The sequence below is a fragment of the Mycobacterium sp. DL99 genome (genome assembly GCF_004762045.1).
Classification (GTDB): domain Bacteria; phylum Actinomycetota; class Actinomycetes; order Mycobacteriales; family Mycobacteriaceae; genus Mycobacterium.
On the sequence record NZ_SJOM01000007.1, the window covers coordinates 3,406,391 to 3,424,500 of the forward strand.

16 protein-coding genes and 1 pseudogene are annotated in these 18,110 nt (G+C 67.1%); 8 read left to right on the top strand and 9 right to left on the bottom strand.

Going from position 1 to position 18,110, the window contains the following annotated elements; genetic code table 11:
• Positions 1–434: 434 nt before the first annotated feature.
• Positions 435–818, top strand: a pseudogene (locus EYZ64_RS16810) (peptidoglycan endopeptidase); the annotation flags it as partial.
• A gap of 27 nt (positions 819–845) precedes the next feature.
• Positions 846–1,592: a peroxide stress protein YaaA gene (yaaA, locus tag EYZ64_RS16815; RefSeq protein WP_135454919.1), complete on the top strand. Its 747-nt coding sequence runs from the start codon at positions 846–848 to the stop codon at positions 1,590–1,592.
• 21 nt (positions 1,593–1,613) lie between these two features.
• Here yaaA and EYZ64_RS16820 read toward each other — a convergent pair whose 3' ends face one another.
• The 5 genes from EYZ64_RS16820 to EYZ64_RS16840 are packed head-to-tail and all read right to left on the bottom strand — an operon-like array spanning position 1,614 to position 6,180.
• Positions 1,614–2,531 (bottom strand): TauD/TfdA dioxygenase family protein, encoded by a 918-nt coding sequence (locus EYZ64_RS16820; protein WP_135454921.1) that lies wholly within the window; start codon positions 2,529–2,531, stop codon positions 1,614–1,616.
• Between the two features lie 34 nt (positions 2,532–2,565).
• Positions 2,566–3,636: a PhnD/SsuA/transferrin family substrate-binding protein gene (locus EYZ64_RS16825; protein ID WP_135454923.1), complete on the bottom strand. Its 1,071-nt coding sequence runs from the start codon at positions 3,634–3,636 to the stop codon at positions 2,566–2,568.
• A 4-nt stretch (positions 3,637–3,640) separates the two neighbouring features.
• The gene (locus EYZ64_RS16830; protein WP_135454925.1) at positions 3,641–4,384 is read right to left on the bottom strand and encodes an ABC transporter ATP-binding protein; all 744 of its coding nucleotides are present in this window, start codon (positions 4,382–4,384) and stop codon (positions 3,641–3,643) included.
• Positions 4,371–5,234, bottom strand: a complete 864-nt coding sequence (locus EYZ64_RS16835) for an ABC transporter permease (protein WP_135454927.1) — start codon at positions 5,232–5,234, stop codon at positions 4,371–4,373. The genes EYZ64_RS16830 and EYZ64_RS16835 overlap by 14 nt, the downstream gene beginning before the upstream one ends.
• A gap of 1 nt (position 5,235) precedes the next feature.
• Positions 5,236–6,180: a TauD/TfdA dioxygenase family protein gene (locus EYZ64_RS16840; RefSeq protein ID WP_135454929.1), complete on the bottom strand. Its 945-nt coding sequence runs from the start codon at positions 6,178–6,180 to the stop codon at positions 5,236–5,238.
• Positions 6,181–6,568: 388 nt separating this feature from the next.
• On the opposite strand from EYZ64_RS16840, the gene EYZ64_RS16845 reads away from it, so the two are divergent.
• The 6 genes from EYZ64_RS16845 (at position 6,569) to EYZ64_RS16870 (ending at position 12,400) form a co-directional block, all read left to right on the top strand.
• Positions 6,569–7,198: a hypothetical protein gene (locus EYZ64_RS16845; RefSeq protein WP_286175004.1), complete on the top strand. Its 630-nt coding sequence runs from the start codon at positions 6,569–6,571 to the stop codon at positions 7,196–7,198.
• A gap of 43 nt (positions 7,199–7,241) precedes the next feature.
• Positions 7,242–7,463 carry a hypothetical protein gene (locus EYZ64_RS16850; protein WP_135454932.1) on the top strand — a complete coding sequence of 74 codons (222 nt, stop codon included), beginning with the start codon at positions 7,242–7,244 and terminating at the stop codon, positions 7,461–7,463.
• A gap of 6 nt (positions 7,464–7,469) precedes the next feature.
• Positions 7,470–8,945, top strand: a complete 1,476-nt coding sequence (locus tag EYZ64_RS16855) for an amidase (protein WP_135454934.1) — start codon at positions 7,470–7,472, stop codon at positions 8,943–8,945.
• A gap of 97 nt (positions 8,946–9,042) precedes the next feature.
• Entirely contained in the window at positions 9,043–9,936 is an 894-nt protein-coding gene (locus EYZ64_RS16860) for a fructose bisphosphate aldolase (RefSeq protein WP_135454936.1), read from the top strand.
• A 32-nt stretch (positions 9,937–9,968) separates the two neighbouring features.
• Positions 9,969–10,883 carry an alpha/beta fold hydrolase gene (locus EYZ64_RS16865; protein WP_135454938.1) on the top strand — a complete coding sequence of 305 codons (915 nt, stop codon included), beginning with the start codon at positions 9,969–9,971 and terminating at the stop codon, positions 10,881–10,883.
• Positions 10,884–11,014: 131 nt separating this feature from the next.
• On the top strand, positions 11,015–12,400 hold the full coding sequence (locus EYZ64_RS16870; RefSeq protein WP_135454939.1) for an FAD-dependent oxidoreductase: 1,386 nt from the start codon (positions 11,015–11,017) through the stop codon (positions 12,398–12,400).
• A gap of 11 nt (positions 12,401–12,411) precedes the next feature.
• On the opposite strand, the gene EYZ64_RS16875 is transcribed toward EYZ64_RS16870, so the two are convergent.
• The 4 genes from EYZ64_RS16875 to EYZ64_RS16890 all read right to left on the bottom strand — a co-directional run bounded on the left by EYZ64_RS16875 (position 12,412) and on the right by EYZ64_RS16890 (position 17,977).
• Positions 12,412–13,680, bottom strand: coding sequence for a competence/damage-inducible protein A (locus tag EYZ64_RS16875; RefSeq protein WP_135454941.1), 1,269 nt, complete (start codon positions 13,678–13,680; stop codon positions 12,412–12,414).
• A gap of 35 nt (positions 13,681–13,715) precedes the next feature.
• Positions 13,716–14,942 carry an enhanced intracellular survival protein Eis gene (locus tag EYZ64_RS16880; RefSeq protein WP_286175007.1) on the bottom strand — a complete coding sequence of 409 codons (1,227 nt, stop codon included), beginning with the start codon at positions 14,940–14,942 and terminating at the stop codon, positions 13,716–13,718.
• A 74-nt stretch (positions 14,943–15,016) separates the two neighbouring features.
• A complete protein-coding gene (locus tag EYZ64_RS16885) occupies positions 15,017–15,241 on the bottom strand; it encodes a hypothetical protein (protein ID WP_135454945.1) in 225 nt (74 codons plus the stop codon).
• A 9-nt stretch (positions 15,242–15,250) separates the two neighbouring features.
• Entirely contained in the window at positions 15,251–17,977 is a 2,727-nt protein-coding gene (locus EYZ64_RS16890; protein WP_135460069.1) for a glycoside hydrolase family 2 protein, read from the bottom strand.
• Positions 17,978–18,110: the final 133 nt, after the last annotated feature.

The window sequence follows — 18,110 nt, forward strand, 5'->3', positions numbered from 1 at the left end:
ACTGGATCGGGGGCGGCCAGCCACCATGAAACGAGGGTCGACGTTGCCGGCACGACCACGTCCGTTTCCCTGTGCAGCTGGGGCGCCGCGGTGCGCCGGGTCATCGATGCCAATCGGCGCCCCCGAGTCGGACGCATGTCCGGGTGGTGCCCGAAATCCCATTCACATCAATATAATTCGGCACACCGTTGCCCTGCGCAAGCCGACAATCGACCGGACGATTCGCATCACAAGCCCAGTGCCACAGCACTATTGGCGATAGTTGCAGACGTCTACCCATCCGCCGGCAAACAGGTGCCACCGGCAACCGAATTGCACGCGCAGGTAACCGCACTCATTCCCAAAATGCGTGAATCAGTCCATATAGAGCACCCGTTGTGAACGGAGTCACATATTTTGCCCGGTCAAAATCTGCTCTGCTAGCGTCCCGCCGCATGTTTGCTATCGCGACGCTTATGGCGCTTGTCCAGCAGGTTTCGGGCACGCCGTACATCTCCGGTGGAGACTCCCCATCGGGAACGGACTGCTCGGGCCTGGCTTCTTGGGTCAGCAACATGGCCACCGGCCGACCGGTATACGGAGACCGCTTCAACACCGGCAATCAGGAGCGCGCGCTCCTGGCCCGTGGCTTCAAGTACGGCACCCAACCCGGCGCCCTGGTGATCGGCTGGAACAGCGGCCACACCGCGGTGACCCTGCCCGACGGCACGCCCGTTTCCTCGGGCGAGGGTGGCCACGGCGTGCGGGTGGGTGGCGGCGGCGCCTACCAGCGCCGCTCCCATCGCCATCTGAGATCACACCTGTCGGTGGTCAGCGGGCCGCGATCGTTCGGATAACGTCTGGATGTGATCGTGCTCCTGCCACCGTCGGAGACCAAACGCACCGGCGGGGACGGCCCTCCGGTGCGTTTGGACATTCTGAGCTCGCCTCAACTCACCCCGCTTCGCCAGTCGCTGCTCGACGAACTTGTCGATCTCGCCGCAGACCCGCCGGCGTGCCGCAAGGCCCTGGCCATCTCCGCCAGCCAGGACGTTGAGATCGAGCGCAACGCCGCGCTCCGGCAGGCGCCCACGATGCCGGCCATCGAGCGATACACCGGGGTGTTGTACGACGCGCTCGACATCGGATCCCTGCGCGGCGCGACCGCCGCCCGGGCCCGCACCCGATTGGCGGTCGGATCGGCGTTGTTCGGTCTGCTTCGGGCCGATGATCCGGTGCCCGCCTACCGACTCTCCGCCTCCTCAAAGCTGCCCGGTCAGCCCGGACTGGCCAAACGGTGGCGCCCGCTGCTGGAGCCGGTGCTGGCCGACATTTCCGCACGTGAGCTGATCGTGGACCTTCGGTCCGGCTCATACGCGGGGTTGGGCCGGATTCCCGGTGCCGTCCGCGTGCAGGTGCTGGCCGAACACGACGACGGGCACCGCACCGTGGTCAGCCACTTCAACAAGGCGCACAAAGGTCACCTGGCCCGCGCGCTGGCCGGCTCCCGAAGCGAGCCCGACGATGCTGCCGCGGTCGCCGGAGTCGCCCGCCGTGCGGGGATGCGCGTGGAACGTGACGGCAACGAAATCACTGTCGTGGTGCCGGCCTGACGGCTCGACCGGCTCGCCGGCTCAAGCCGCTTCGAACGGCTCGCCGTCCAATGCCTGCGATGGGCGGCCGTCCGGCCCTACCGGCACATCCCCCACGAGCGTCACGCGATACAACCGGCGGTCATGCTCGCCGGTGAGATCCGACGGCGCGAGATGCACGGTCGAGCGGTTGTCCCAGAACGCGATGCTCCCCGGCTCCCACCTGAACCGCACAGTGTACTCGGGTCGCACCAGCTCGTCATAGAACAGGCCCAGCAGGCGACGACTCTCGTGCGGTGACACATCTACGATATGGCTGGTGAAACCGGGGTTGACGTAGAGCGCCCGCTCCCCTGTCTCAGGGTGCACCCGCACGACGGGATGCTCGGTCAGCAGCGGACGCCGCTTCACCCGGCGCTCGTAATCCTCGGTTGCCGTCGCGCCGTCCGGCGGCGAGAACCGGTGCACCGCCCGCAGCCCGTCGGCCAATCGCTGCAACGGTGCGGACAATCCGTCGTACGCGGCAACGGTGTTGGCCCACTGGGTGTCGCCGCCGTACGGCGGGATCACCTCGGCCCGAAGAATCGACGCGGCAGGCGGATTCACCGCCGCGGTTACATCGGCATGCCAGTTCGCCTTGTCGTAGCCCCTGCTGCTGCCATACCGTGCATTGAACCGGTCGGCGAATATCGGGTAGATCGTCGGGTACTCCGGGTCGGGGATGGAATCGAACAGCGGATGCGCCGGCGTCGGTGAGCCGAAAGCCCGCGCCAGCCGCAGGTGATCGTCATGACCGATGAACTGGTCGCGGAAGAACACCACCTTCCACTTGAGCAGTGCGGCACGGATTTCGGCCACGTGTTCCGCGAGCAGCGGTGCGGTGAGGTCGATTCCGTGGATCTCGGCGCCGATCCACCCGGACTGCGGCCGGATGGTCAGTGCGGATGCCAATTGAGTCATCTGTTGTCCCCTCTGTTTCGTATGGCAGAAATCGCTACGATTTCAGCGATTTCGGTGTGACACTGTCGAGTTCGTTCTGCGCGTTGACGATGTCGTTGTAGCGGCCGTCCACGTACGGCGTGACCTCGACGCGGCCCTTGATGGTTCCGGTCTCGTGCAGGCCGTCGGCCACGGTCTGGAACAACGCCGTGGAATCGGCATCGATCGGGTAGTACGAGGCGATCCCGTCCTCCTCGTACAACTTCTTGCCCTGGTCGAACGTGATGCCCTGCACCTTCACGTAGTACTCGTCGATCCACTGGTCGGCATGGGTGTCCTTCCAGTTGTTGGCCGCAACAGCCCGGCCGACGTAGTCACCGATCGCCGCCACCTTGGCCGGGTCGTCGAGCACATCGCGGCGCACGATCAGCGTCTGAATGCCGGTGTTGATGCCCGTGCCGTCACCGAGGATCGGTGGCTCGCCCAATTGGTAGTACTGGTTGCCCAGCACGATGGCGGCTTCGACGGCACCGGCCGCAAAAGTCGGAACCACTTCTGCCCCAGCCAGTTCCACGGGCTGAACATCGGTTCTCAGGTCCAGGCCATGACGCTTGAGCAGTCCGGCGGTGACCATGTGACGACCCGATCCCGGCGGGTAGGCCACCCGCTTGCCGCGAAGATCCTCGATCGTCTTCACTCCGCTGTCGGGGTGTGCCACCAGGTAGTAGCCGCCGCTGGTGCCGGGGTTCGCCTGCAGCCCGATGGTCACCAGATCGGTGACACCGCTGTCCACCGCGATGGGGACCGGTGCCTCACCGATCGATCCGACGTCGGCCGCACCCGAGCGCAATGCCTCGATGACCGCCGCACCGCCACTGAAATCGGCGAAGTCAACCTCGTAGGGTGTCCCCTGGCCGGCATTGGCCAGGTTCCACGGCAGTGACTGCGTCCCGTTCTGCTCGGCGATGACCAGCTTGGTGCCGGCCGGAACCTCGGTCTTCGCGGCGATCTTCACTGTGTCGATGGAGCTGCCGGCCTCGTCATCGGACAACCCGCACGCGCTGAGCAACAACGGCATCAGCAACAGCGCCGCGGAACCCCGCCGCGCCCGCCCAGCAAATGGCATGTGACTATTCCTTGTCTTCGGATACACCGAGTTCGGACAGCAATCGCTTTCGCAGCGTGGCGAATTCGTGGGTGTCCCGGGCCCTGGGCTTCGGCACCGTGACGTCGACGTCGAGAGAGATGACCCCGTCGGTCAGGACGATCACGCGGTCGGCGAGCAGGATCGCCTCATCGACGTCATGGGTCACCAACAGCACCGCCGGGGTATGCCTGCGATAAAGGTCCATCAGCAGCCCGTGCATCTTGATCCTGGTGAGGGCGTCGAGTGCACCGAAGGGTTCGTCGAGAAGCAGCAGCTGCGGTTCGCGCACCAAAGCCCGGGCCAGGGCGACCCGCTGCGCCTCGCCACCGGACAACGTGCGCGGCCACGCCTTTGCCTTGTCCGCCAGATTGACCTCACCCAGCGCGGCCAGAGCGCGTCGTTGTACGACGCCGGTGGCGGACAATCCGATCGTCACGTTGGCGAGCACGCGCTGCCACGGCAGCAACCGGGAATCCTGGAAAACGATCGCGCGCCGCTCGGGCACCCGGAGGTATCCGTCCACGTCACTGTCGAACGCACCCAGCGCCCGCAGGAACGTGCTCTTGCCGGAACCGCTTCGGCCCAGCAGCGCGACGAACTCGCCTGCTCTGATCTCCAGATCGAGGCCGTCGATGATGACGTTGTCCCCGAACCGCTTCCGGATGTCGCGCGCGATCACCACCGACGACGTGCCGACAGTGGTTGTGAGCGTGTCAGTCTCCGTCATAGGCCCGCCTCCAGGTGAGCAGGCGCCCCTCGAGGAACCGGACCACGAGAATCGAGATCAGCCCGAGAATCGCGTAGACCGCGATCAACACGAAGACGATGTCGATCTGGAAGTATTCGCGGGCGTCGGTCATCATCCGGCCGAGACCCTTCTTGGCGTTGATGGTCTCCGCGAAGATCAACGACAACCAGGACGCCGTCAGGGCCAGGCGCAGACCGACCAGAAACCCGGGCAGCGATCCCGGGATGATGACCCGGTAGATCATCTCGGCCCGGCCGGCGCCGAAGGATCGGGCCGCCTCCACCAGTGCGGCATCGACGCTGCGGATCGCGCTGAAGGTGTTGATGTAGATCGCGACGGCGACGGCCAGCGTGATCAACAGGATCTTCGGGACCTCGCTGATGCCGAACCACACGATCAGCAGCGGCACCAGTGCGAAGTTCGGAACCGCGCGCAGCACTTCCATATTGGCGTCGACGAAGTTCTCCCCGATCCGGGACAGTCCCGAGATCAGGGCCAGCCCGAGTCCGAGCACGATACCGAACACGAGCCCATATCCGACCCGTAGCAGGCTGGCGGTCAGATGGTCCTGAAAGGTTCCGTCGGCGATCAGTGTCCAGGCGGCATCGAGCACCCGGGTCGGCGGCGGTACCGTGCGCTCGTCGAAGATGCCGACGGTGGAGCACAGTTGCCACAGGCCCACCAACAGGACCGGGCCCAGGAGCCGCTGCACCGCACGCGGCACCACGGGCTTGCGCTGCACCCGCCGCACCGCCGCGCGGGGATCGACGAGCCCGATCGGTGCGCCGGTGGGTGGGGCTCCCGCCGGCCGCGACAACAGAGTGGACATCTCAGGCGGCCCCGAAGTAGTCGCCCGAAATCGACTCCGATGCAACACCATCGGGCCCCACCGGAATGTCGCCCACCAGAGTGATGCGGTGTAACACCCGGTCACCTTCGACGTGCTCGAAGTCGCGCGGAGCCAGGTGCAGCGCGGCCCGGTTGTCCCAGAACGCCACGCTGCCCGACTCCCACTTGAACCGCACCGAGTACTCGGGTCGCGCGATCTCCTCGAAGAGCAGGTCCAGCAGGTGCCTGCTCTCCCGGGGCGATAGGTTGACGATCTCGCGCGTGAAAGACGGGTTGACGTAGAGCACCTTCTCCCCTGTCTCCGGGTGTACCCGGACCACAGGGTGGATGGTGGCGAGCGGATTGCCGCGCACCAGATCGCCGATTTTCTCGGTGCTGCGTTCGGCCGACGTCGTCGAACCGAAGCGATGCTCGGCACGCAGTTCGCCGATCAGGGTCTGCACCGAGGGCGACAGTCCCGCGTACACGGCGGCGACATTGGCGAACTGGGTGTCGCCGCCGTACTCGGGGACCCGTTCTGCCCGGAGTATCGAATGCGACGGCGGGTTGATCAGCGGGGTGACGTCGGCATGCCAGCCGGGACCATTCGGACTTTGTCGCTTGCGGTACCTGGTGCCGTACCGGTGGTCGTAGGCGGCCGGGGACACCGTGTGAATCTGCGGGAATCCGGCTGGGGCAGAGTCACCCTCGTAGGGGTGGCCGGGAGTCACCTCACCGAACTGGGCGCCGAACGCGATCTGAGACGCGTGGTCGAGGTCCTGTCCGCGGAAGAACACCACCTTCCACCGGTGCAGTGCGGCGCGGACGGCGGCGACCTGTTCATGCGGCAGCGGCACAGACAGATCGACCCCGTCGATCAAGGCCCCGGTGAATCCCGACAACGGACTGATCGTGAGTTCAGAAGAAGACAGTTCAGAAGTAGACATCGCCACACTTCCCTCGAAAGCGACTGCTTATATCGACGATTCGACGCTAACGAGGTTGGCCTCGCGGCTTACCGGTTTGAATCGGCGTGACGTAATGGCGCTCGGCGATCGCGACACCGAAGCGGCGTTGCCGGCGGTGCCCAAACCAGACGACCCAAATCGCTTCTGCCTGCGGCGTACTGGCTCACTGCCGGTACGTGAGTACGAATCTCACTGTTGCCGAGCTAATTTCATCGCAGCCGCGCGACAGTCCCACACTGAAAGTGGATTTCGCCGAATTCCCGGGTGTTACCCACAGCGCCGCACCTCATCGTGCACAATATGAGCTCGCGTGAGCGCCCGTCGCCGCCTGCCACGCCCATCACACCGCCGTTCCCCGGGAGCAAGCTTGGTCACCTGCCTAGTTTCCACACCGCATCCGTCGTATCAGCCGGCTCGCCGTGGACGGCACCGCAAGGCTCCGCAGCGACGCTGGCTGCCCGTCGGCATGGGGGTGGCGGCCGCGGCTGTCGTCAGCTCCATGCTCACCGCGTTCGTCATCCTCACCACGCTTGCGTCCAAATTCTCGTCCAGGGATTCGGTGTATGCCGTCGGCGCCAGGACGTACGAGGTGAAACCGACCCGGAAGCCGCTCCCCAGCTTCGCCGAGCGGGCGGCCGCTCCGGCCGTCGCGGCGTTCGCCTCTGACGGCTCCGGATTCGTCGATTCCCAGGCACGTTGCGGCGACAACCAGACGGCCAGGGCCATCGGCCGAACCGAACGCTCGCTGGTGGTGATCTGCCTGGACCGCACCGGCCGGCTCGAGTACCACGGTGTCCGACTCTCCGACCGCGCCGCGCTGGCCGCATCGGCCGATGCCACGTCGGGCCGCCGCTTCGTCGCGAGCAACTATCAGGTCAACTACGCGGTGTCACCGACCGAGTTGCTCGTCACCTCGGGTAGTGCGGTCCTCAAGCGCGAACCGATGGTCGAATACCGCGAGATTCTGTCCACGCCCGTCGTCATCGCACCGCGGTAACCGCGCTAAGCTGGCCGCTCATCGGCCACGCGGCGGGAGATCGATGTCCACATTCTGGCGGTACCTCGGTATCCAGGCCATGGTGTTCGTCGTCGGTATCGTCGGGCCGATCTTCCTGATCGTTTACTTTGCTGCACAACCAGATCCGACTCTCAAGTGGATGTACTTCGCGGGTCTGGTCATCACCGCGGTGGAGGTTCTCATCGCGCTCGAGTTGACCCGCATCAGTTCACCGACAGACACCACCAGCGATCTCCCGGAGTGATGTGAGATGGATTCGTCGTTCGCCTTCGAACTTGCCCGCGCCGATGGGATCGGGCAGTCGGCGCTCGCCGCGGACGGTGAGGTGACCGCCGTCGAGTTACTCGACGCTGCGATCACCCGCGTCGAGGCGACCCGCGGTCTCAATGCGGTGCTCACCGACCTGTTCGAGCGGGGCCGGACCCAGGCCGCGGCCCTCGACGAGTCCGGTGTGCTGCGCACCGGACAGGCCGGGCCGCTGGCCGGCGTCCCCTTCCTGCTCAAGGATCTCGGAGCAGCCCTGGCGGGCGCCCCCGAAGCCATGGGCTCACGCGCGTTTCGCGACCATGTCGCAACGGAAACCGCGTGGACGGTGAACCGGTACCTCGATGCCGGACTCGTCGTGTTCGGCAAGACCAACACGCCGGAGTGGGGCAACCACTGCACCACCGAGCCGTTGTTGTCCGGCGCCACCGTGAACCCGTGGTCCTCGACCGTCACCCCGGGCGGATCCAGCGGCGGTTCGGCCGCGGCCGTGGCCGCCGGCGTGGTTCCCGCGGCCTCAGGTGGGGACGGCACGGGTTCCATCCGGGTACCGGCCTCATGTTGCGGCGTCGTCGGCCTCAAACCACGGCGCGGACGATCCTCCTTCGCGCCAGACGGTGGCCACGGACTCGAAGGCCTGGTGAACAACCACGCACTGACCCGGACGGTGCGCGACTGCGCGGCCCTGCTGGACATCATCGCCGGCACCGCACCCGGTGATCCCTACAGCGCCGCCGTGCCAGCCGTTTCCTACCTCGAGACGGCCGCGCGAACCCCGTCGGCCCAGCGCATCCTGATCGCCACGGCATCGCCGTTTCCCACCGACCGGATCGACCCCGAGGTGGTGTCGGCGGTCGAAGCTACCGGGCGGCTGTTGGAAGGCCTCGGACATCACCTCACCCCGGGCGCTCCCACGATCGATCCGGACGCGGTCGCCGAGGCCATCGCGGTGCTGCACACCGTCAGCAACGCAGAGCTGCACGAGTTGGCCCGGCAGCACCTGGGCCGGGCGCCCCGCGAGGACGAGTTCGAGCCGAGCACCTGGGTGATGATCCGCGAGGGCTTCACCACCACGGGCCTGGCCTATGCCCAGGCGATCGCAGCGATCCATGCCCAGACCCGTCGGTTCGCAGCGGGAATGGCCGGTCACGACGTGCTGCTGGTGCCGACCCTGCTGACCGGACCACCGCCGTACGGGCTGCTGAATCAGCCCCGGGGGACCACCCGAGCCTTCTTCGACGTCGAGTTCGCCACCACCGGATGGACGGCGCTGGCGAATGTCACCGGCTGGGCGGCGATCTCGCTGCCCCTGGGGCAGACTCGCGACGGTTTGCCGATCGGGGTGCAGCTGATGGCTCCCGACGAATCGGTCCTGCTCAGCCTGGCCGGTCAGCTCGAGCAGGCTGCCCCGTGGGGTGCCCGCACCCCGCCTCGATGGGTGGCCGCTACCGCCGGGACGTAGCCGCATATCCTCTGAGTCGAACTGTCCGCCACCAGCGGTGAGCGCCTCGACAGCACAACAACCGCAGGACGCCGTCTTCAAAGGAGTAGACAACCTCATGGTGAACCAGCAGCAGGCCGACAAGATGACCACGGGCAAGGGCTTCATCGCCGCGCTCGACCAGAGTGGCGGGTCCACCCCCAAGGCCCTGCGTCTGTATGGGGTCGAGGAGAGCGCCTACTCCTCCGAAGAGGAGATGTTCGACCTGATCCACCAGATGCGCTCGCGCATCATCACCTCCCCGGTGTTCAACGGCGACCGGGTCCTGGCCGCCATCCTGTTCGAGCAGACCATGGACCGTTCCATCGAGGGCAAGCCCACCGCCACCTACCTCTGGGAAGACAAGAGCGTGGTGCCGCTGCTCAAGATCGACAAGGGGCTGGCCGACGTCGCTGACGGCGTGCAGGTGATGAAGCCGATGCCCGGCCTGGACGATCTGCTGGCCCGCGCGGCGAAGAACGGCATCTTCGGCACCAAGGAGCGCTCCGTGATCGGCGCGGCCAACGCCGACGGCGTCGCCGCCGTGGTCGCCCAGCAGTTCGAGGTGGCCAACCAGGTGCTCTCGCACGGTCTCATCCCGATCATCGAGCCCGAGGTCACCATCTCGATCTCCGACAAGGCCGAGGCCGAGGACCTGCTCCGCGACGAGATCACCAAGAACCTCGACGCGCTGCCCGCCGACCAGAAGGTGATGCTCAAGCTGACCCTGCCGACTCATGCCAATCACTACCAGTCGCTGGTCGAGCATCCGAAGGTGATGCGGGTCGTGGCGCTGTCCGGTGGCTACTCACGCGATGAGGCCAACAAGCTGCTGGCCGCAAACACCGGCGTGATCGCCAGCTTCAGCCGGGCGCTGACCGAGGGTCTGTCGGCCCAGCAGAGCGACGACGAGTTCAACGCCACGCTGGACAAGTCCATCCAGTCCATCTACGACGCCTCCGTCGCAGGCTAGTCGCGGATCCCGGCGGGCCGAGGCGCACGAAGATGGTCATCCCGATCGATCGCCCCAAACTGGAGGGCAATGTCGCCGTGGGCGACGGCCGGCAACTCGGGTTCGCCGAGTTCGGTGATCCACAGGGCCGTGCAGTCTTCTGGCTGCACGGCACCCCGGGTGCGCGCAGGCAGATCCCGACCGAGGCCCGCATCTACGCCGAGCGGAACCACATCCGGCTGATCGGGGTCGACCGCCCGGGCATCGGATCCTCCACCCCGCATCAGTACGACCGGGTGCTGGATTTCGGTGACGATCTGCGCACCATCGCCGACACGCTGGGCATCGACAAGATGGCCGTCATCGGGTTGTCCGGTGGCGGGCCCTACACCCTGGCCACCGCTGCCGCCATGCCCGACCGGGTCGTGGCGGCCGGGGTGCTCGGCGGGGTGGCGCCGATGGTCGGCCCCGACGCGATCAGCAGTCCGCTGATGCAGCTCGGTGCGGCGGTCGCACCGATCCTGGAGGTGGCCGGTGCGCCGATCCGGTTGGTCGCATCCGGGCTGATCAGGTTGATCCGTCCGGTCGCCTCCCCGGCCTTGGAGATCTACGCCCGGATCTCCCCCGAGGGCGACCGGCGCATGCTCGGCCGGCCCGAGTTCAAGGCCATGTTCCTCGACGATCTGCTCAACGGCAGCCGCAAGCAACTGGCCGCCCCGTTCTACGACATCGTGGTGTTCGAGCGCGATTGGGGCTTCCGGCTCGACGAGGTCAAGGTCCCGGTGCGCTGGTGGCACGGCGACCACGACCACATCGTGCCGTTCGCACACGGTCAGCATGTAGTCTCCCGGCTGCCCGACGCCGTGATGACCGAGCTGCCCTACGAAAGCCACCTCGGTGGACTGGGCTGCGCGGAGGAGATCATGGGCGCCATGATCTCGACGTGGGACGAGGCGAGCACCGACTGAGCACCCCCGGAGTCGACCTTCGGTAGCGGTGACCCGGTGACGTTCGAGTAGCGCACTACTCTAGGCCCGGCTCCGGCCTGCTCCGATACTTCGAACAACTGGCGATGTGCCAGCGGGTCCGGAGGTCGGCAATGGCAACGATCGGCAAACACGCAGTGGTGCTGGGCGCGAGCATGGGTGGGCTCCTGGCCGCTCGGGCACTGGCTGACTTCTTCGACACCGTCACGCTCGTGGAGCGCGACGTGCTGCCCGACGGTCCGGTTCAGCGGCGCGGCGTCCCGCAGGGCCGGCACGCTCACGGGCTGCTCAGCGGCGGACTGCAGGCACTTGCCGAACTGTTTCCCGGGCTCCCAGAGGAACTGGCGGCCGACGGCGCCACGGTGCTCGACGGCGCGAATCTGTCCCTCATCTCCCTGACGTTGAGCGGTCACACCCTCAATCTGAACGGGCAGCCGGCCAAACCGATCGAGTCCTATCTGGCCAGCAGACCGTTCCTCGAGGCCCACGTGCGGGACCGGGTACGCGCCATCGACAATGTCCACATCCTGGACGGCCACGACGCAGTCGAGTTGCTGATGGATGACACCCGGCGCGTGACAAGTGTGTTGGTGGCCGACCGGACCGGTGGCGCCGGGCGGGCGATATCCGCCGACCTGATCGTCGACGCCATGGGCCGCGCCGGACGGACACCGGTGTTCCTGGAGAGCGCCGGATTCGGACGTCCGCCCGAGCACCGGATAGCGGTACAGGTGGCCTACTCCAGCCAACTGTTGTGCTTCGGCGGCACCGCCCCGCGCGACCGGCTCACCCTCGTCGGAACCATCCCCGAAAGACCTTGTGGTGGTTCATTGTTCGCCTACGAGGACGACACCTGGCTGCTCACCACCGCCGGGATGAGCGGCCGCGAACCGCCCGCCGACCTGGCCGGGATGATCGCCTTTGTCGAGGATGTGTTCCCCGCCGAGACCATCGCAGCCCTGCGCACCGCGCAACCGTTGGGCCCGCCGGCCACCTTCCGCTACCCGGCGAGTGTGCGTAGGCGCTATGAGCGCCTGACCCGGTTCCCCGACGGTCTACTGGTCTTCGGCGACGCGATCTGCAGCTTCAATCCGGTCTACGGACAAGGCATGTCGGTGGCCGCGCTCGAGGCGCTCGCATTGCGTGACTGCCTGGCCCGCGGCGGCGATGACCTGGGCCGCCGATTCCTGCGGGCCGCCGCCGGCTGCGTCAACACGGCATGGCAGATGGCCTGCGGCGCTGACCTGGCCATGCCCCAGATACCCGGGCCTCGCCCCGTCTCGGTGCGGTTGTCCAACTGGTACACCGAGCGGGTGCTCACGGCTGCCGAAGACGATCCAGTGGTGACCGAGGCGTTCTTCCGGGTGATGAACCTGGTCGATCCGCCGAGCCGCCTGGTGCATCCGTCGATCGTGCGGCGGGTGGCGGCCGGCGCGTCCCGGCGGCGCCGCACGCGACGGCCTGCTCCCGCCGAACCCGCCGTGGCGCCGCTGGGCTGACGACACCCGGGTCAGTCACCACCGTCGGTTAGGGCCCGGCGCAGCAGGTGCATCGCCACCGTCGTGGCCCGCTCCCGGATATCGGATCGATTGCCCGGGAGGCGCAGGGTGCGGGTGATTGCCGTCGATCCGGCCCGGACCGCGAAACACACTGTGCCGACGGGCTTCTCGGGGCTGCCGCCGTCCGGGCCCGCGATACCGCTGATGGCCACCGCGGTATCGGCACCGAAATGGTGAATCGCACCGGTGACCATCGATTCGACCACCGGCTCGGACACCGCGCCGTACTCGGTGATCAGAAGCGGATCCACGTTCAGCAGTTCGGCTTTGGCCTCGTTCGAATAGCTGACGACGCCACCGGCGAAGTAGTCCGAGCAGCCGGGGATGTCGGCCAACCGGGCGGCCAGCAGTCCGGCGGTGCAGGATTCCGCGGTGGCGATCCGGTGCCCGGCCAGCAGGCCGGCCACCTGCTCGTCCACGGTCGTGCCGTCCTCGGAGTACAGCGCGGCGCCGTGCCGGTCGCGCAGCAGCGTCAGCAGTTCCTGATAGGTGCCGGCCGCGTCGGGCTCGTAACGGGTGACGATCTCAAGCTCACCGCGGCGCAGGCAGGTGGTGATCTCCAGTGCGTCGAAACCCGTGATCGTGGCCTCGGCGTCGCGCAGCGTCTCGGCCAGACCGGATTCGGCGAGGCCGAACATCCGCACCATCTCCTGCCGGTACTGCGTGCGGCCCGAAATAGCCTGTTGCACAGCCTCGGTCGCGACGGCCGTGTGCCACATCGGCTGCAACTCCCGCGGCGGGCCGGGCAGCACGACGACCGTCGGACTGCCGCCGACCACGACGCCAGGGGCGGTGCCGACCGGCGCGAGGACCTCCGCACCGACGGGCACCATCGCCTGCTTGCGGTTGGCGGCGCGTACCGCGTCGAAATCCACGCCGGGCCGGTCGCCCATCAGCTTGCGCAGGATCGCGGCGATGCGCTCCTCCATCGCCTCGTCCAGAACGAGTTCGCGACCGCAGAACTCGGCGACCGTCGCCACGGTGAGATCGTCGGCTGTCGGCCCGAGCCCACCGCTCGTCACGATCAGGTCCACGCCCTCGGCGGCCAGGAACCGCAACTGCGCGTCGATGTCGCGAGGACGGTCACCGCAGATGGTGATGTGGGCAAGTTCCACGCCGAGCTCGAGGAGCTGGTCGGCCAGCCACGGACCGTTGCGGTCCTGGACCCTTCCGGTGAGTACTTCAGTTCCGGTAACGACGATGCCTGCACGTGCGCTCACCAGATGAACACTACGCAGCAGGCCCTCGCCCCGGCTCAGAAGCTGTAGCCCAGTTCGGCCGGAACATCGCTCGCGAAGGCCGCACCGAGCCGCCGCACCACCTCTGAGTCCTTGCCGCGCAACCGGTTTGCGGCAACAAACGACTCGGGGTGATGGGCGCCCAGATAGAGACTGCCGAGCACATCCAGGTCGAGTTCGATGTCAGCCGGAGCGTCGGTGGGCGTACACCGGGCCCGGCCGTCGCGAATCTGCAGGGCATACCGTCCGCCGTCATCGCGGAAACCGTCGGCGACGTCCAGCACGGTGTCGAGGTCGGCCTGATACCGGCGGGCCTCAAGGGCAACCGGGATGTCCATGATCCGGACCCACATGTCATCGCTGCTCGAGGTCACCCGGGCCAGCCGTGGGTTTGTCAGCAGGTAGGGCACGATCTCACCGGGATGTGTCCAGATACTCACCTTCTCCATGAGGTCCATCCCGAGCAGCGCCCGCCAGAGTGCGATGTGGGCGTCGGGGGTCACCGCGGTGACCTCGCGTACCCGCAGCGACCGGGACTCCTCGCCGTGCACCCGGTACAGCGCATATCCGTCGGGGTGCAGGAACGCGAACAACTCGGAACCACCGTCGCGGGCGTTCTCCCGATCGGCGAGGACGTCGTCCCACAGGGGCGTCGGGCACGCCAGACCGCCCGGCGTCCGCAGTCGCCAGCGGTCGTAGATCTCGGCCAGGGCGTCGCGCTGCTCGGCGGGTTTGACCAGTCGCACCCCGCCCGGGTCGGGGACGGAGGCATGGAACTGGGCGAACCTGCGGTCGATCGTCATCAGGTGCACGGTGGTGGCCGGGCCGTAGCCGAACCGGCCGTAGATCCCGCCTTCGCTCGCGGTGAGCGCGGCGATCGGATACTTCGAATCGGCGATCCGCTGGTGCAACTCGGTGTACATCGACCGCAGGATCCCGCGCCTCCGATGAGTGGGGGCGACGGCCACGTAGCTGATACCCGCCGCGGGCAGCACAGCGCCGCCCGGAACGGTGAGGGTGAGATCGAGGTAGATCGACTGCCCGACGATGTCGCCTTCGCTGCCACCGTCACGCATCACCACGCCGCCGTCGGCAGGCACCAGCTGCTGCCACGCCGCCATCGATTCGGGGTGGTTGATCTCGCCGAATGCGGTGTTGCCGAGCAGTGCCATGCCCGCCCAGTCGGCGTCGGTGACGCTGTGCAGAGTGAGAGTTGTTGCCGGGGAAGCCACGTTGTCGATCACGGAGTCCGACGGTGCCACACAATCACCGGACAATGCGACCGAATTTCGGCTCGCACGATCCGGCGGCTAGCAAATCAGCGCTTGAGCCACGCGTTCAAGGTCGCCAGGTCGCGGGTGTAGGTGGTCATGATGTCGTCCTGGTACAGCGTCGCCCCGCTGATCGTGGTCGGGCCCTGCCACACCACCCTGATCCGGTTCGCACCGCGCTGGTAGACATCCACCCGGTCGAGGTCGCGGTGCAGCCATCCGCCGCTCCCGGCCAGCTGTCCGACCTCATGGCGCTCATCGGTTGTGGTCATCAGCCGATCCTATCGCCGTGCCCGCTGGTCGATCGGCACCACCGTCGGTGCACTGTTGTAGCCGCCGACCCGGACCCAGTTGGGGCCGTGCTCCGACCCGGGCACCGTGCCGGTGACCTCCACCGTCTCCCCCGGGTAGACGGTGACGTAATTGTCGGAGTACTCGATCGGCAGGATCTCGTCACCGTCGCGCGTGGTGGTGATCTCGGCGCGCTCGAAGAACGCAATCTGACGGCCGGGGTTGTGCAGCCGGATCAGCACGCTGGCGCCGCCGTCCGCCGACTCGGTCCGGTGCGCGGTCACCTGTAGCGATGCCGGCGCCATGGTGTTGAGCGGGGTCATGTCGGCCCAGCCGCTCTGTACGAGGTCGAATGCCTGGTCGTTGACCGGAGGGCCGACATCGTCGAGTTGTTGCGACTGCCAGTAGGTGTTGTCGGCGACGACGGCGCCGTCCTCGTCGAGCAGTTCACACCGGACGAACACCACCGGCGAGTCGGCGGCCAGCCGGGGCAGCGACAACCCGGGCACGACGCCGTTCGACGGCACGGGCGGCACATCGGAGCTCCGGTCGTCGCGCATCCGGCCGGTCAGGTCATAGGTCCGCACCCGCACCCGAAGGCCGGTCTGCTCCTGCGGGGACTGGTTCACCACGCTCACGTGGGCGGTGTCGTGATCGCCGGTGGCATAGGAGTCGAACACCACCGACAGCGGACGCAGACCTTTCTTGGCCCCGTAATAGGCGCCGCCGGGCCGCAGGTAGTAGTCGAAGAGATGACCGAAGAACGACGGCCAGTGATTGTTGAGCATCCAGTAGATGGTCATCTTGTGGTTGTCCCACCCGCCGGCCGCGAACGCCTCGAACTGCGCTCGGGTCGACTCATAGTGGGCCAGCTGCGCTTTGCGGGCGAATTCCTCTGCACCGCTTGATGATCCGTAGCGTTGGACCACCGCGGTTCGGATGCTCTCGAGGGCGGCGTTGCTGGGGTTGGCCCCGGCATGGAAATACCAGGCCTCGTTGATCGGCCAGAGTTTGTCCGGCGGGATGAACTTCTGCAGGCTGGCGAACGGCGGGATGTGTTCGTTGTCGCCCTGTTCGGCGTTGGACCCGCGGGTGGCCTGATACTGGCCGCTGAACCAGTAGCTCGGCGGGCGCCATGTGTAGGGGCCGGCCATGTGGATGCCGTCCCAGTCAGGTTCCCCGTTGGCGTCGCGGGCCAGGGACGACACCGTGTCGACCACGGTGTTCGGCCAGTGCAGATCGCGCAGGATCCCGTGATAGCCCTCGAGCACCGGAGCCGGGGGCTTGCCGTCGCTGCCGTTGGCCCACAGGAACGCCGACGCGTGCCCGCGCAGCGACAGGATCTGTGAGCGCATGCTCTCGTCGGCCACCCGTCGATCCTCGTCGTCCCACTGCCACCACTTCTCCCACTGGTTGCAGCACATCCATCCGTACATCAGTGGGATGCCCAGCTCATCGGCGCGTTCGATGATGTTGTCGCCCGGGAACTTTCCCTCCAGACGCAGCATGTTCAGCCCCAGGTCCCGGACGTATCCGAGGATGGCGTCCTCCCGCCGCGGGTCGTACTGGAACAACAGGTCAGGTGTGTACGCCGCACCCCGGACCAGGAAATCGCGCCCGTTGACGGTCAGGTAGAAGCTGCCGCCGAGGCCCAAGTCGGGGAACTGCTCGTCGTTGTCGCGGTGCTGAGCCACGGTGCGGATGCCGAACCGGGAATCCAGGGAGTCAGTGGCGCGGCCGTACCGCAGAAACTCCAACCGCAGGTCGTACAGGTCGGGCCTGCCCATGGTGTAGGGCCACCACAGATCGGGGTTGCTGACCCTCAGGGCCGCGAAAGTATCCGGGTCGAAACGGATTTCACGGTTCTCCCCCGGTGCCAGGCTAACCGGTTGATCCACCGAGATGGTCGGTTTGCCGGGCCGGCTGATGCGGGCCCGCACCACACCGCGCATCGGCACGTCGGCGGTGTTGCGGATGTCGGAGTAGACGGTGAGCCGGGCCGAATCGGTGGCGGGCAGCGGTAGCTCGGTGGTGACCACCGGGTCACTGAGTACGACCTGGCCCGAGTAGCTCAGGTAGACGGGTTTGAAGATGCCCGCATTGCGGTCGGCCACATAGGAATTGCCCCGCAACGGGTTCTTGTCCGGCCCTTGGTAGCCGATGCGGTTCCAGTTGAGCCAGTCCCACCAGCTGTCGGCCAGCTCCACACCATCGATGTCCTGCAGCGCCTGCTCGGGAGTCACCTTGACCGCCAGCGTGTTGACGCCCCCGGGGTTGATCCACGGAGTCGCGTCGATCTCGTGGATCGTGTGCATGCCCACCAGCAGCGAGCTGCCGGCGATCATCGTGCCGTTGAGCCAGACCTCCGCGCGGTAGTTGATGCCCGGGAAATCGAGCCGGTAACTCGAGCTGCCCTGCGGCGCGGTGAAGGTCGTGCGGTACCACCAGTCCTGGCGGAACAGATCATCCGGCACGTCGGCCAGGTTGTCCCCGACATAGAGGTCCGGATAGGTGCCGTCGTCCTGCAGCGCCGCCAGCACGGTGGACGGCATCTGCCTGACCGGGTGCCAGTCGGCGTTCACCTCGCCGGGCGTGGACATCGCAGCGCCGTCGGCCGTCACGGTGCGCGCCGAGGCCAGTTGCCACCCCTGTGCCAGTTCCATGCGCCCGGACGGCGGCTCCGGCTTGGCGAAGGGCGGGAAATCGGCGACGCACAGCGACAACAGCAGCACCGCAGCGAGGACGAACCCCACGATCCTGGTCCGAAGGCTCAGGCCGGCGCGGCGATTCCGGGCGGAAATGGGCAGCTCCTCACAGACCGGTGCGGCACCGTGTCGGTGAGTCGATGCC